Origin of the sequence: Burkholderia sp. S171 (genome assembly GCF_009766085.1) — a bacterium.
Taxonomy (GTDB): Bacteria; Pseudomonadota; Gammaproteobacteria; order Burkholderiales; family Burkholderiaceae; genus Caballeronia.
This window is the reverse complement of record NZ_LMUF01000047.1, coordinates 65,412-79,048: the sequence shown is the minus strand read 5'-3', so window position 1 is coordinate 79,048 and position 13,637 is coordinate 65,412. Positions and strand designations below refer to the sequence as shown.

Sequence of the window (13,637 nt, the reverse complement as noted above, 5' to 3'; positions counted from 1 at the left end):
AGCGCCGCACACCCCCCGATTTGCCTCAAGTCTTTTCTCATCTTTTTCCTCTAAGCCCAACAACCACGTGCCTTTGCGGTTATCCCGGCCCGGCAAAGTTTACTTGCGTTTACTCCGTATACCTCTTAGTCTTCGCTTACCGTCGGTTCTACCTTTTAAGGGAGAATCCACGTTTTTGGTAGAACGAGAGCCACCGGGAAGAACGCATGGATATTAACCTTTCGACGCCACCCATTGAGGTGACGCCGGACGACCTCGTCAATTTGGCGGCTCGGTCCGCGAAAATGCTCGAGCGAATTCGCACGCAAATGCTCCAGCCGTTCCCACGGAAGGTTGCCCCGGTGTTTCCGAGCGGCAAACTGCAGGAACTGTGCGGTATCGACAAAGCCCGTTTCTCCTATCTGATCAAGAAAGGAGAACTGCCTCAAGGCACCCAGGAGAAACCTGGGGCTGCGCGGCAGTTTACGCTCGCCGAAACCATCGAATGGGTCAAGGCGGAACGAAAGCCAAGACAACGTCCGGCGGGGAAAGACGGGAAAGTCATTGCAATTGGCAACTTCAAGGGCGGCGTGACCAAGACCACGACGTCCATGGTGCTGGCGCAAGGCTTGTCGTTGCGCCACGGCCGCCGGGTACTCCATATAGATATGGACCCGCAGGGCAGTGCGACCACGCTATACGGGATCAACCCGCACGCGGAGATCAATGGCGACCAGACTATCTTGCCCTTGATCGAGGCTTACGTCAGCGGCGAAACCTTCGACATGAAGCATTTGCCGATGCAGACGTACTGGGAAAACCTTGACCTGATCCCGTCATCCACGGATTTGTTCAACGCCGAGTTCATGCTCCCGGCACGCGTTCACGCGTCGCCCAGTGCAAAGTTCTGGAATGTGCTGAACGACGGCCTCGAGGAATTGAAGCACGAGTACGACTACATCATCATCGATACCGCGCCCACGTTGAGCTATCTGACCATCAACGCGCTTTTCGCGGCGGATGGGGTCATTGTGCCGGTCATGCCGGACACGCTCTCGTTCGCATCAATGGTCCAGTTCTGGTCGCTTTTCTCCGACATGGTCTCCGGCATGAAGCAGTTCGGGGAGTCGGCCGATGAAGCCAAGGTGTTCGACTTCATCGACATCCTGGTGACGCGTATGCCGAACAAGGCAAATGCGTCCATTGTTCGCGACTGGGTCATTACGACTTACGGCGAGCGCGTCTTGCCCGTCGAAATCCCGGAAACCGACCTTGCCCGGACGACGACCAACGATTTTTCGACGGTGTACGACTTCCCGAACTACGACGGCAACGCCGCAACGCTTCGGCGAATTCGTGTGCCGTATGACCAGGTCGTGGATCTGATCGACAGCAAGGTCTGTTACCTCTGGGACAAGGAGTAAGCATGTCTACAGCAGCGAAACAAAAGGCAAAGGCAGCAGGGATTCGACTGGACGACGATGGTCTCGATACACCGTCGGAACCGGTCGCGCCGCGCACCGCGCCTGGGCAGTTGATCGGTCTTCAAGGACGGGTTCACAGCCAGCAGGCTGAAATTGACAAGCTGAAACGGGCACTGGAACAGCGTGCGCCCGGCAAGCTCCCGCTGGACAAACTTCACGAGATTCCGGGCCGTCGCCGACGCCTCACGCCTTCAGAGTATGCAGAACTTAAAGCGAACCTGACGGCGTACCCTCTGGCGCAACCAATCACGGTGCGCGAACGCCACGACGGCGAGTACGACATCGTCGCTGGTCACAACCGGGCTTCGGTGTATCGCGAACTGGGTCGCACCGAGATTGACGGCATTGTGCTCGACATCGATGCGTCAATGGTCGAGTACGCCGCCTTCTTCTCGAACCTCTTGTCACCCACTCTTTCGGATTTCGAGAAATTCTGGGGCTTCAAATCGCTTCAGGATTCAACGGGAATTACGAAAGAAGATTTGGCTAAGGCTGCGGGCGTTAGCGACTCGCACGTCGGGCGGATCATGAAATTCGATTTACTCCCTGACGAGTGCAAGGAACTGTTGTCAACTCGACCTGAACGTTTGGGGAGTAACGCAGCGGAGCAAATGGCCAAGGCGGTAGCGGAAGGTCGGGAAGACAAAGTCAAAGCAGCAATCGAGCGGCTTTTAACGGATGACACATACACCCAGGCGCAAGCGGTCGCGGCAACGAAGCCAGACCGGGCGCCCCGCGAGAAGCACGAGCCCCTGATTGTCAAACGCGGCGCCAAGAAGGTTTGCCAGATTTCGGCTCGGAACGGCGTGGTGGGGGTGTCATTCTCCGGCAAAGCCGCTGACGAAGCAGAGCAATGGGCAGAACGAATCCACGCATTTATTGAGTCGCAACTCGAAAAGCAGTGATCCCTAGTAGGGAACTGCTTTAAATCAATGACTTAGCGCGAAACACATCGGTTCTCTGAAGTCACAAATCGACGATCATGACTTCCCTAGTAGGGATTCGTTAAAAATCATGGACTTAACCAAACGGCTGAACACGATCATGAACTGATTTCAAAGCAGAAAAAACAAAAGCCTTCGGCGGGAACCGAAGGCTTTTGAGTAACCGGGCTTCGCTGTCGCTTGCCCACCGCTGCATTTCTCCGACGGGAATCGGATAAAGGCCCAACACCTCGAAGTGTAGCGGATAGCGATCGGCAGTCAAGCGTTTCTCTTCCATTTTGAAGAAATGGACGTGTGACATGCTTATCGCGCAACTTTCCGTTGCTGGCGAGGGGGACTTGTACCCTCTTCCACCCACCGACGATTCCGCCGACATCGATCAAACCGCGCTGGATGAATTTCTCGCCGGTCAGTCAAACCTCCCTTGGGTTGTATTCCGGGCCGCGCATCGTGCCGCAAACTTTCCAGCACTCCCCGCTCGTGCTCGCGCCGTGCTGGCCGCACTTGCACGCACCGTTGACGCGAATCGACCATATGCCGCCATATTCGCCCGTCGCGAGCTTCTGACGGGACGCGCCATGCAGTCGATGCGCACGTTCTATCGAAGCCTGGACGACCTCGAAGCAGCTGGCCTGATTGAACGCGTCCCGCAGAAACGCTTTGGGACCGCCGGCTTGTTTGGTCGTGCCTATCTGCACCTCACGGAAAAATCCGCCCTCGTTCTCGGATACGTGTCGCAGTTGTCCGACGCACAGCGGTCTGAAACGCAATCTCTCCCTCGCAAACTTTCCGCACCTCAGTGCGATGACTTAGCGTCACTGGACGGTGAAACACTCAACGCACCTAGACATTCGTTTAACCCACCGTGTGTCACCGTGGCAGACGGAGCTATATATAAGGATCTGCTCCCTAAGAATCAAAAGAGACAACCAGGCGAGCTCCCAGCGGATCTCCAGCGCTTGCTGAGTTTGGGTTTTCGTCAATTTTTGATTTTTAAACTCATGCGAGAAGCGAAGGTGCAGGCAAAGCTGCTTTCCGACGTTGTTGAAGCAACCTGGGAGCATCTGCGAAATGCGAAGCGCCCCATAAGCTATCTTCGTGCCCTGCTCCGTTCCCCGGTTGATTTCGGACATCAGATCCGCGCCAAGCGACTCGCCGCTGAACGACTGGCGGATGAGAACGCACAAGCTGCGAATATTGACGCCATCGTGCGTCAGTGCGCTGGACACGTATTTATCGATACCGCCAACACCCGCCTCATCACGGTATCCAGCACAGCCGACTCGGTCACCGTCCACGACTACCGGGAAGCAAGACCACGCGTCTCGACAGGCCAGTGGGCAGTCGCGTTCGTCGCTGCGCTGAGCGCGAGAGAGGTTGTCCGAGCGACGCCCGAAAAGGTCACTTCCTTCCGATTGAAGTGTGACGACAATCGCGTAGGTCAGCCCACGCCCACGCCCACGCCCACGCCCACGTCGTCAGTCGGACATGCGGTCCCGCGAGCAAGGACCTCAACAATCGACGATCGCCTCAGCGAGATGAAGAAGATGCTCCGGGCTGCGTGCGCCGGGGTCTCTTTGGACAACCGTGACACGCGATTTGCTGAGAGTGCAGCGCAGGCTCTGAAGGTCAATGGCTGATGATGCTCTTCGGGATCGCTGCGATGACCGGTAGTGATCGAACTAGCGTAGCCAGCGTGTATCGACACAAGAGCGGTACCCGTTCTAATGCCACCCCCTGGATGGGTGCTTATGCGTGCTGCTATGTCCTGGGGACAAACGTCGAGCCAACTTACGCCGGAAGAAACTGCACAACGCAACGAGGCTGGAAAACCGACCGAACGAAAATGATCACCTGCGTAAGTTGCCGACGCTTCCAAATCCGCAGCCCACTCATTCGCATCCACACAGTCGCAACTAACGGTCGCTCAGTTACATATCTGCCTTCTGCATCGCTCAGACTCCGACTGCCCGCGCGCGCCGAAAAATCGGCTTCCAAAAAAGGGGGCCGCTCGACCGTTGGCCGATTCCTCGCGAGATATGTTGCGCCTTATGAGTCATTGCGACGCTGGCACGAAAGAGTAAGCGAGTGCAGATGACCCCCTGGAGGCAAATTGAGAAATCGAAAAGTAACCTGCAGAAGAAGTCGATGACTGACCCTTCCAGTCCGCAGAGTGTTTTCCAACCAGGCGAGTAGTTTAGTCAGACAATCATTTAATCAGACGATACCACGGAAATTCAAGACACTCCGACCGAGCGGCATCGAGTTGAGCTCACGATCATTCTTTTTGCCCTGCCGCATCAAGTATCATGCCGAAATGATCTTTGTCAGACGGGAATACAATAATGACAACCGAAATGGGTTTGGTGAGGCCGGAAACGCTGCGTCATCAGGTGGAGAATGTGCTTCGACAGGCCATCATGTCTGGTCGCTTCGCTCCGGGCGCGCGGCTCATCGAACGTGAGTTGTGCGAGACGCTGGGTGTGAGCCGAACGTCCGTTCGGGAGGCTCTGCGTCGGCTGGAAGCGGAAAAACTCGTACGCAGCGTGCCGCACAAGGGGCCGGTAGTCGCGATCATGTCAAAGCAGGAGGCGACCGAGTTGTATGCCATCCGAGGGTTGCTCGAAGGTTTCGCGGCCGGAGAATTCGCCCGAATTGCGGACGACGAGGCCATCGCGCAGTTCGGCGAAAAAGCAAAGTTGCTGCGTGCGCAAGCTTTGGCCAACGATCAAGCAGGCGTGCTCAGGGCGAAGACCGAACTCTATGATGTACTGCTCGATAACTGCGGCAATGCCCTGGTGAAAGAGATACTGACGAGCCTGTATTCACGGGTCAACCTGTTACGTGCGACTTCGTTGATGCATCCCGATCGTCTTCCGACCAGCTTTCGTGAAATCGACAAGTTGTTCAAAGCATTGAAGGCACGCGACGCGGAAGGTGCCAGCGCGGCCGCACGTCTGCATGTGGCAAATGCGGAGAAAGCGGCAATGCGAATGCTCGATGAAAAAGCCGAAGAGCAAGAATAAGGGCGCTGGATAAACAGGAGTAAACGGAAGCGGACATCAGTACCGAAACCTTCCGCAACCCAAGCAGAATCGGCAGGCAAGCGGGACCGAAACCTAAACGAAAGAGGCCATTTTCAATGAGTTGAAAATGGCCTCTTACGGCATTTCAGTGACCATTTGGCGACCGCTGGCGACGCCGCACGCCACGCCAGTATTCCTGAAAGCAACGCAAAGCCGCCTAATCCCCCCGGGCGGTATCTTTGTACCCGCAAGGCCGAGGCATTCAAACCGGCTCACTTCCAGCCGCCAGCTCAATGGCCGAAGTAGATGGAGTGCGTCCCATCTGCCGGTGCCATCGACGAGCGCATACCTGAAGCGGAACTGCCGCTCATCGAAGGGCCATATGACGTCGCGGCCACGCCGCGCTCCGACTCCACGCGCTGTTCGGCAGCTTGGGCCTGATCTGGATACGTAGTGCGATCAGCCGCCGGGTTATAGCCCGACTGCTCCATTTGTTGAAGGTCGGTTTTCACCGCGGAGCGCGGCACTTGCGTGTTGTCCTGAGCAATGGCGAATGTCGGCGCGGCGAGCGCCGACGCGATAACAACAGCAGGAATAAGGGTCTTGAACATGATCTATCTCCAATGAAGTTTGCTAACCAATTACACGCAAACTGCAGGCCAGATCAGCGGTCACTTAACTTCTACGGTCGATTTCCCGCGCCAGTGACAACAATTCAACCCCTTATGCCCATTCCGTCGCTGCTTGTTGCGAGCCAAGCAACAAAGCACATGCTAAGGATTGCCGACAATGGTCAGAATTTACACCGGGCTGGAAAGGAGAAGACTGCAAATCAGTCTAGCCAACGAATGCACGCCCCGAATGCACCCCTATGCAAGCCCCGGACGTCACAAGCCCCTGAGCCTCCCACGATATCTCTTTGCCGGACTTACTTATTTAAATAACTTGTTTTTGCAAAAAGTCATAAGCGCCTACGATAGTTTCTTGAACATATCAAATCACTGTCGTGAGCAGCTCACAACCTAACGGCCATGACCTACGACGAATCCACTGCGCGCTTTCCTGATCCGCTCGCACCATCAGCCACCGTGCCGTTGCGCGGCGATGACGCCTACGAACGCATTCGCCGGGACTTGCTTTCATGCAAGCTCATGCCCGGGTCGACGGTTACCGAAAGCCAGTTGATGTCGGAATACGACATAGGTAAAACGAGCTGCCGCATTGCCCTCGTGCGGCTCGTGCACGAAGGTTTCGTGCGTTCTCTGCCACGACAGGGCTACCGAATTGCGGCGATCACACTGAAAGACGTGGAAGAGGTGTTCGCGCTGCGGGTACAACTTGAACCACTGGCAGCGCGGCTAGCTTGCGGCCGCGTTGACGTGGAGTTGCTACGGCGTCTCGAAGCGGCGTGCCGCGTGCCGCATCCTGAGCGGGCGTTGTCGGCGCAAATCGATGTTTTTCTCGACGCGAACCGGGAGTTTCATCTGGCGATTGCCGCGGCGAGCGGCAACGAGCGGTTGCATCGGACGCTCGCGAGCCTGCTCGATGAAATGTCGCGCCTCGTTGCGCTTGGCTTTGGCGTGCAGGGAACCAAACCCGAGATCAAGCACGATCACAACGCAATGATCGACGCGTTCATTGCGGGCGATGGACGTCGTGCAGAGACCATTGCGCGCCGTCATATAGAGACGTTCCAGAGCATGACAATGGAGAAGGTCTACGCGAGTCTTTCCAGCGCAGGTGCATCGTTACCACTGTATACGGTGGCGGAGCTTCGACGATGAGCGGTGCAATTTCCACCGGGATCTCGTTACGCAGCGTAAGCAAGAGCTTCGGAACCCTAAAAGTTCTGGATCATGTTTCCTTCGATGTCGCCCAAGGTGAAATAGTGGCGCTGCTCGGCACGTCGGGATGCGGCAAGAGCACGCTGCTCAACATGGTCGCAGGACTGCTTGAAGCGAGTGAAGGCGAACTCTGGATCGATGGCAAGCGGACCGAAGGGACGAAGGACTACAAACACAGCGCGCTTTCTTATATGTTCCAGGAAGACCGGCTGTTGCCGTGGCGCACTGCGCGTGCGAACGCCGAGTTCGGGCTTGAAGCCGCGAACCCCGCGATTCCCGCTCGCGAACGCCATACTCGCGCGAACGCCGTCCTCGATCTGGTCGGACTGCAAGGTTTCGCCGATGCCCACCCGCATCAGCTGTCAGGCGGCATGCGCAGTCGTGTTGCCCTCGCACGGAGCCTCGTCACGGGCCCTCGCATCCTGCTGATGGACGAACCGTTCTCAAAGCTCGACCCGCAGATGCGCTCCCAAATGCACGACGAACTGCTGCGCATTCACGCGATGCAGCGCATGACCGTGCTGTTCGTAACCCATGACGTAGAGGAAGCCATCGTGCTTGCGGATCGAGTCGTGGTGCTCGCGCCGCGTCCTGGCCGCGTGCGCGAGATTGTCGATGTCGAGCTGCCCCGTCCGCGTACCGCCACCAATCCTGCCGTGGCCGAGGCGATCCGCCAATTGCGTCTTCTGATCTGACCCATGTCCACTGTTCCGCGTAGTTCGTTTGCTTCAACCGTTGCGCAACGCGTGGTGCTCGTTGTCCTGCTGCTCGCGGCATGGTGGCTCGTGTCGTTGCGCATGCCGCAGTTTGTATTGCCCGGGCCGCTGCGCGTGGCGAACGCATTTGTTGGACTCCTACAGAGTGGCACGTTCTTCGACGACCTCGGCATCACGCTGTATCGCGTCGTGGCTGGATTTTTGCTGGCGGCCGCGGCCGGTGCGCCTCTCGGCATTGCGCTTGGTTCGAACCCGCGCGTGGCGCATTTCTTCGAGCCGTTGCTGTCGATTGTGAACACGGTGTCGTCGGCGATCTGGGCTGTGTTCGCCATCATCTGGTTCGGCATCTCGAACGCCACCACCATCTTCGTGGTGTTCATGACGGCAATGCCGCTGATCCTGACGAACGTATGGCAGGGCGCGCTGACGGTAGACAGCAACCACGTCGAGCTCGCGCGCAGTTTTCGCATGTCGCAGACACAGATCATGCGCAAGATCTTTCTGCCGACCATCCTTCCGCATTTCTTCGCCGGCGCGCGGCTTGCGTTCGGCTTTGGCTGGCGTGTGTCGCTGGTGGCGGAGACGATCGGGTCGTCGAACGGCATTGGCTACCGTTTGCGGCAGGCGGCCGATCTCGTGCAGACCGATCAGGTTTTCGCGTGGACGGTCACACTCGTTGTCCTGATGCTGCTGCTCGAAGCGGGTGTGTTGAAGCCACTCGAGCGCCGCCTGTTTCGCTGGAAAAAGACCGACTGATCTAACGGGGAACAAGGAACCATGAAAGGCACTTCACTCTTCAGGCGAGTGGCGGTTGCGACCGCCGTTGCGACGACCGCGATGCTCGGTGCCGCGCAAACGGCGCACGCAGAACCCATACGCATTGGCTACTGGACAAGCGGCGTGAGCCTGGGCTTCGGCGCAGTGCTCGAAGCACAAAAATTCCTGCAGCAGCGTGGCCTCGATGTCACCTTCATTCGCTTCTCCGACGTCAACGCGCCGAATCGCGCATTGGCCGCCAACGCGATCGACTTCGCGTTTGCCGCGCCGGCGGCCGCTGTATTCAGCACGGCCGCCGATGGCGTGCCGTTGAAGATCGTGCTCGCGACTCAACCAGCCGATGTCGAATTCGTCGCGCCGGAGGACTCACCGATCAAGTCACTCGCCGACTTGCGCGGCAAGAAAGTCGGTATGTCGCCGCCGGGCAGTTCGGTCGCAGCGATTGCCACCGCGGTGCTGCAAGGCAATGACGGCATCAAGGCGAACGATTTTTCCATCGTCCCGGGAAATGAAGCGCGGCTCGCTCAGTTCCTCGTACAAAAACAGGTCGATGCCGCTGCGTTGCGCTCGGTAACCATCGCACAACTCAAGGAGCTGAAGGTCAAGCGGCTCGGGAGTTTTGGCGCTGAATGGAAGAAGCTGACGAAGTCCGACGCAACGCCCTACATAGGCGTGAGCGCGATCCGTGCGGATTACCTTGCCCAGCATCCGCTAGACGTGGCGAAACTGATCGCGGGCATGCGCACGGCGTTGCAATGGGGCGCGACGCATCAGAACGACGTCGCGGCAATCCTGCAGAAGAGCGCGAATCTGCCCGCTGAGGACGCGCAAGCGTACGCCGCGCGCTGGTCGGATATCAACCGTGTGACCTTCGAGCCGATCGACCTGGAGACCCTGAAGCGCGAGCATCAGATCTTCGTGGATGGCGGTGTGATCAAAGGCACGCTGCCCGCCGATCTCTTCGATACCGGCCCGTATGCCGCATCGAAATCAATCCAATAATGTGGAGAAGACATCGTGATAACAGCCATTCCATCGACCATGAAGGCACTCCTGCTGAACCAGCACGGCGACCTCGATCAACTCCACGTGGTGACCGACAAACCTGTGCCGAAGGCGACGCCCGGGCATGTGGTGATCCGCGTGCGCGCGTCGTCGTTCAACTATCACGATGTATTCACCGTGAAGGGCATGCCGGGAATCAAGGTGCCGTTTCCGGTGGTGATCGGCCTCGACATGGCGGGTGAAATCGCGGAGTTGGGTGAAGGCGTGAAGGGCTGGAAGGCGGGAGACCGAGTGCTCGTGAATCCGCTTTATCCCGAGAAAGGTCTGATGGGCGAAATGCTTGATGGCGGCATGGCGCAATACTGCCTGGTGTCGGTCGGGCAGTTGATCCCGTTACCCGATGCCGTGAGCTACGACGCCGCGTCCGCGTTGCCGGTAGCGTACGGCACGGCACATCGCATGCTGGTCACCCACAAGACCGTGAAAGCGGGCGACCGCGTGTTGATTCTCGGTGCAAGCGGCGGGGTGGGCACGGCGTGCATTCTTATCGCGAAGCAACTGGGTGCCGAAGTGATCGCCTGCGCCGGTAGCGACGAGAAGTGCGAGCAACTGAAAGCGCTCGGCGCGGATCATACGGTTAACTACAAAACCACGGACTTCTCGAAGTGGGCGATCGGCGAGTACGGCAAGCCGCAACGCCGGACCTACGAGGGCGGGGTGGACGTGGTGGTGAATTTCACCGGCGGCGATACATGGGTGCCGTCGCTGAAATGCCTGAAGCGCGGCGGCACGTTGCTCGTGTGCGGCGCAACCGCCGGCCACGCGCCTGCCGAAGACCTTCGATACATCTGGAGTTTCGAACTGAAGATCATCGGCTCGAACAGTTTCTACGATGAAAACCTGCGCGCGCTGCTCGATCAGATTGCGGCGGGAGAGCTGGTGCCGGCCATCGACCGGACGTTGCCGCTGGAACAAGCCGCCGAGGGGCTGCGCCTGATCCGCGACCGCGAAGTGCTGGGCAAGGTCGTGGTGAACCCCTGAATGTATTGGTTAGATAAGCTAAGGAAAACATCATGAGCGAAGCAACATTACCAAGCGCGCAGGATATCGAGGCGCGTTTGCGGCGCGGCCCGTTTCACGAATGGCTGGGTTTGAGCGTGGTATCGGTGAGTGAGGGCGAGATCGAACTGCGCGCTACGTGGCGCGAAGAATGGGTCGTGAATCCGGATAAAGGCTACACACACGGTGGCATTCTCGCCGCGCTGGTGGATCTGGCGGCGGACTGGGCGCTGGTATCGAAGACCGGACGGGGCGTGCCGACCATCGACCTGCGCGTGGACTATCATCGCGCCGCGTTGCAGGGCGACCTGACGGTGAAGGGCAAGGTGATCAAGTTCGGCTCGCAGGTTTCCGTGTCTGAAGCGCAGGTCTTCGACCAGGACGGCAAGCTTGTCGCCAGCGGCCGCGGCGCCTATTCAACGGCGCCGGTCAAACCCTGATGCTGAAGCTCGACCATCTCGTCATCAACACGCGTTTCGATACCGACGCTGCCCAGCAAACCTTTGAGCAACTCGGCTTCACGGTCGCGCCGCGCGGGTATCACACGCTCGGTTCGATCAATCACGCGATCGTGTTCGATGACCACTACCTCGAACTCATCGGCCTGCCTGCCGATGGCAAGACCGTGCGCGAGGAGATTGTGTCGAGTCCGCTAGGTCCCGATGGCCTCGTATTTCGCATCGACGATCCGGTGGCGACCTTCGATACCCTGCGTCACGCCGGTTTTGACGCTACGCCGCCGCAGACCTTCTCGCGGCCGGTCGAGCTTGACGGCGAGCCCACTCTAGACGCGCGATTCACCACCGTGCGGCTGAAGCCGGGCCAGCTCGACGGAGGTCGCGTCTATTTCTGCCAGCACCTGACGCCCGAGTTCGTTTTCCGCAGCGAGTGGCAGAGCCATCCGAATGGCGCGGCGGGGTTGAGCGCGCTGCATCTGATCGATGTTGCGCCTGAACCGTATGTGCAACTCGGGGAGCTCGAGGCGGGCTTCAAACTGGTGTACTGGACGCGAGCGGATTTCGACGCGCGGTTCGGCACGACTGCGCAGTACATTGCTGCGTACGGACCGCGCTATGCCGCCATTACGGTGCATACGCCCGGCTGGCGATCGGTGGGTGAGCGCGCGGACGCGGCGGGTTTCCCTGCGTCCATCGAGATGCAACGATCGCTTGTCGCTTTGCCTCGCTTCGATACCTTGCTGGAATTCATACCATGACGTTCCCGAAGAATCTTGGCGCGTTGATTGCACGCGGCGAGGGTGGCGATCGAGGCGCCGATGCACTGGCCATCATTGGCCTTGACGATGGTTTCAACGCGCGTCAATACACCTTCGCTGAACTCGATGCGCTCGCCGACGCAGTGGCATTTACGCTCGCCGCTCAGTACACCCGCGGCGAGCGCATTGCATTGCTCGCGGCCAATTCGGCGGACTATGTCGCGACGATGCTGGGCATCATGCGCGCTGGGCTGGTCGCCGTGCCGGTCAACTATAAATTCCCGCGGGCGCTGATTGCGGACGTGATCGCAGATAGCGGCGCACGTCTCGTGTTCACTGATTCCCAGCGTGTAGGCGACACGCCTGCGATCTTGCCGCGCATGGTTTTCGATGGTCAAGATGAAGCCCATGGTGCGAAGGGATTTCAATCGTTTATTGCAGCGGCAAAATCGCAGGGCCCGAGCTTTGAGCCAGTAGTTCCACACGAAAAAGAAGCCGCGTTGTTCCTCTATACATCGGGTTCCACGGGGCGGCCCAAGGGCGTGGTGCTTTCGCACGCGAGTCATCTCTGGGTGGTCGAGACGCGCCTGAAAGCGCAGCCGCTGAGCGGTGAACGTGTGCTGATCGCCGCGCCGCTTTATCACATGAATGCGCTCGCGCTGGTGTTCCTTGCGTTGGCCGCCCGCGCGACGACCGTGCTGATGCCAGCCTTCAACGCGCGCAATTACATTCGCGCTATCGATACGTATCGCTGCACGTGGCTGACGTCCGTGCCGCCGATGATCGCCATGATGATGCAGGAGCATGAACTGCTCGCGCGCACGGATTTGTCGTCGGTGCGTTATGTGCGGATGGGCTCGGCGCCGGTCAGCGGCGCGTTGCTTGAGCGAACTCACGCGCTGCTGCCGAACGCGAAGGTGATCAACGCGTATGGGACGACCGAAGGTGGCCCGGTCGTGTTCGGACCGCATCCCGCGGGCTTGCCTACGCCTGCGCACGCGATCGGCGCGGCACATGGCCAAGTTGAGCTTCGTCTTATCGATACGAACGGCGAGCTCACGAGTGAAGGCGAACTGGAGATGCGCAGCCCTGGTCTGATGAACGGATATCACAACCGCCCGGACCTCGTGACGCCGATCACGCCGGACGGGTTCTATCGCACCGGCGATGTATTTCGCCGCGACGAAAACGGCTTTTATACGTTCATCGGACGACGCGACGACATGTTCGTTTCCGGTGGAGAAAACATCTTCCCGGGCGATGTAGAAAAGATGCTCGAGCGGCATCCGTCGATCCAGCAAGCGAGCGTGATTCCCGTCGACGATGCCATCAAGGGAACAAAACCCGTTGCCTTTATCGTGCTGAAACCGGGGGCGCAATTGAGCGCGGAGGAAGTGAAAGTGTTCGCGCTGGAACACGCGCCGGCTTACCAGCATCCACGGCAAGTCTGGTTCATCGATGCGTTCCCGCTTGCGTCGACCAACAAGATTGACCGGGCGGTTTTAAGGCGCGAAGCGGCAAGGCGCTTGGCCGATGAAGGGCGGCCCGAAACGGCCTGAGGGACGCTCTGTATCAGGCTATATCATC

14 protein-coding genes are annotated in these 13,637 nt (G+C 58.7%); 12 read left to right on the top strand and 2 right to left on the bottom strand.

Annotated elements, in window-relative coordinates:
- Positions 1-206: 206 nt before the first annotated feature.
- Complete coding sequence (locus GSQ93_RS25615; protein WP_158938445.1) at positions 207-1,403, top strand: ParA family protein; 1,197 nt, start codon at positions 207-209, stop codon at positions 1,401-1,403.
- Positions 1,404-1,513: 110 nt separating this feature from the next.
- The gene (locus GSQ93_RS25610; RefSeq protein ID WP_254074050.1) at positions 1,514-2,368 is read left to right on the top strand and encodes a ParB N-terminal domain-containing protein; all 855 of its coding nucleotides are present in this window, start codon (positions 1,514-1,516) and stop codon (positions 2,366-2,368) included.
- Between the two features lie 115 nt (positions 2,369-2,483).
- Here the strand turns inward: GSQ93_RS25610 and GSQ93_RS25605 are convergent, their stop codons facing one another.
- On the bottom strand, positions 2,484-2,708 hold the full coding sequence (locus GSQ93_RS25605; RefSeq protein ID WP_158938443.1) for a hypothetical protein: 225 nt from the start codon (positions 2,706-2,708) through the stop codon (positions 2,484-2,486).
- Here GSQ93_RS25605 and GSQ93_RS25600 point away from each other — a divergent pair.
- Together GSQ93_RS25600 and GSQ93_RS25595 are read left to right on the top strand one after the other, a co-directional pair.
- Positions 2,707-4,047 carry a replication protein O gene (locus GSQ93_RS25600; protein ID WP_216857674.1) on the top strand — a complete coding sequence of 447 codons (1,341 nt, stop codon included), beginning with the start codon at positions 2,707-2,709 and terminating at the stop codon, positions 4,045-4,047. The genes GSQ93_RS25605 and GSQ93_RS25600 overlap by 2 nt on opposite strands.
- A gap of 705 nt (positions 4,048-4,752) precedes the next feature.
- Entirely contained in the window at positions 4,753-5,433 is a 681-nt protein-coding gene (locus GSQ93_RS25595) for a GntR family transcriptional regulator (protein ID WP_158938442.1), read from the top strand.
- Between the two features lie 290 nt (positions 5,434-5,723).
- Here GSQ93_RS25595 and GSQ93_RS25590 read toward each other — a convergent pair whose 3' ends face one another.
- Positions 5,724-6,044 (bottom strand): DUF4148 domain-containing protein, encoded by a 321-nt coding sequence (locus GSQ93_RS25590; protein ID WP_158938441.1) that lies wholly within the window; start codon positions 6,042-6,044, stop codon positions 5,724-5,726.
- A 420-nt stretch (positions 6,045-6,464) separates the two neighbouring features.
- On the opposite strand from GSQ93_RS25590, the gene GSQ93_RS25585 reads away from it, so the two are divergent.
- From GSQ93_RS25585 to GSQ93_RS25550, 8 genes are read left to right on the top strand one after another with little or no spacing between them, the layout of a single operon-like run.
- The gene (locus GSQ93_RS25585) at positions 6,465-7,217 is read left to right on the top strand and encodes a GntR family transcriptional regulator (protein ID WP_158938440.1); all 753 of its coding nucleotides are present in this window, start codon (positions 6,465-6,467) and stop codon (positions 7,215-7,217) included.
- Complete coding sequence (locus tag GSQ93_RS25580) at positions 7,214-7,972, top strand: ABC transporter ATP-binding protein (protein ID WP_158938439.1); 759 nt, start codon at positions 7,214-7,216, stop codon at positions 7,970-7,972. Before GSQ93_RS25585 ends, GSQ93_RS25580 begins: the two co-directional genes overlap by 4 nt.
- A 3-nt stretch (positions 7,973-7,975) precedes the next feature.
- Positions 7,976-8,749 (top strand): ABC transporter permease, encoded by a 774-nt coding sequence (locus tag GSQ93_RS25575; RefSeq protein WP_158938438.1) that lies wholly within the window; start codon positions 7,976-7,978, stop codon positions 8,747-8,749.
- A gap of 21 nt (positions 8,750-8,770) precedes the next feature.
- Entirely contained in the window at positions 8,771-9,772 is a 1,002-nt protein-coding gene (locus GSQ93_RS25570) for an ABC transporter substrate-binding protein (RefSeq protein WP_158938437.1), read from the top strand.
- A gap of 39 nt (positions 9,773-9,811) precedes the next feature.
- Positions 9,812-10,816 carry a zinc-binding dehydrogenase gene (locus GSQ93_RS25565; RefSeq protein WP_174254682.1) on the top strand — a complete coding sequence of 335 codons (1,005 nt, stop codon included), beginning with the start codon at positions 9,812-9,814 and terminating at the stop codon, positions 10,814-10,816.
- Positions 10,817-10,848: 32 nt separating this feature from the next.
- Positions 10,849-11,274 (top strand): PaaI family thioesterase, encoded by a 426-nt coding sequence (locus GSQ93_RS25560; RefSeq protein WP_158938436.1) that lies wholly within the window; start codon positions 10,849-10,851, stop codon positions 11,272-11,274.
- A complete protein-coding gene (locus tag GSQ93_RS25555; RefSeq protein WP_158938435.1) occupies positions 11,274-12,050 on the top strand; it encodes a VOC family protein in 777 nt (258 codons plus the stop codon). The genes GSQ93_RS25560 and GSQ93_RS25555 overlap by 1 nt, the downstream gene beginning before the upstream one ends.
- On the top strand, positions 12,047-13,609 hold the full coding sequence (locus tag GSQ93_RS25550; RefSeq protein WP_158938434.1) for a class I adenylate-forming enzyme family protein: 1,563 nt from the start codon (positions 12,047-12,049) through the stop codon (positions 13,607-13,609). Before GSQ93_RS25555 ends, GSQ93_RS25550 begins: the two co-directional genes overlap by 4 nt.
- Positions 13,610-13,637: the final 28 nt, after the last annotated feature.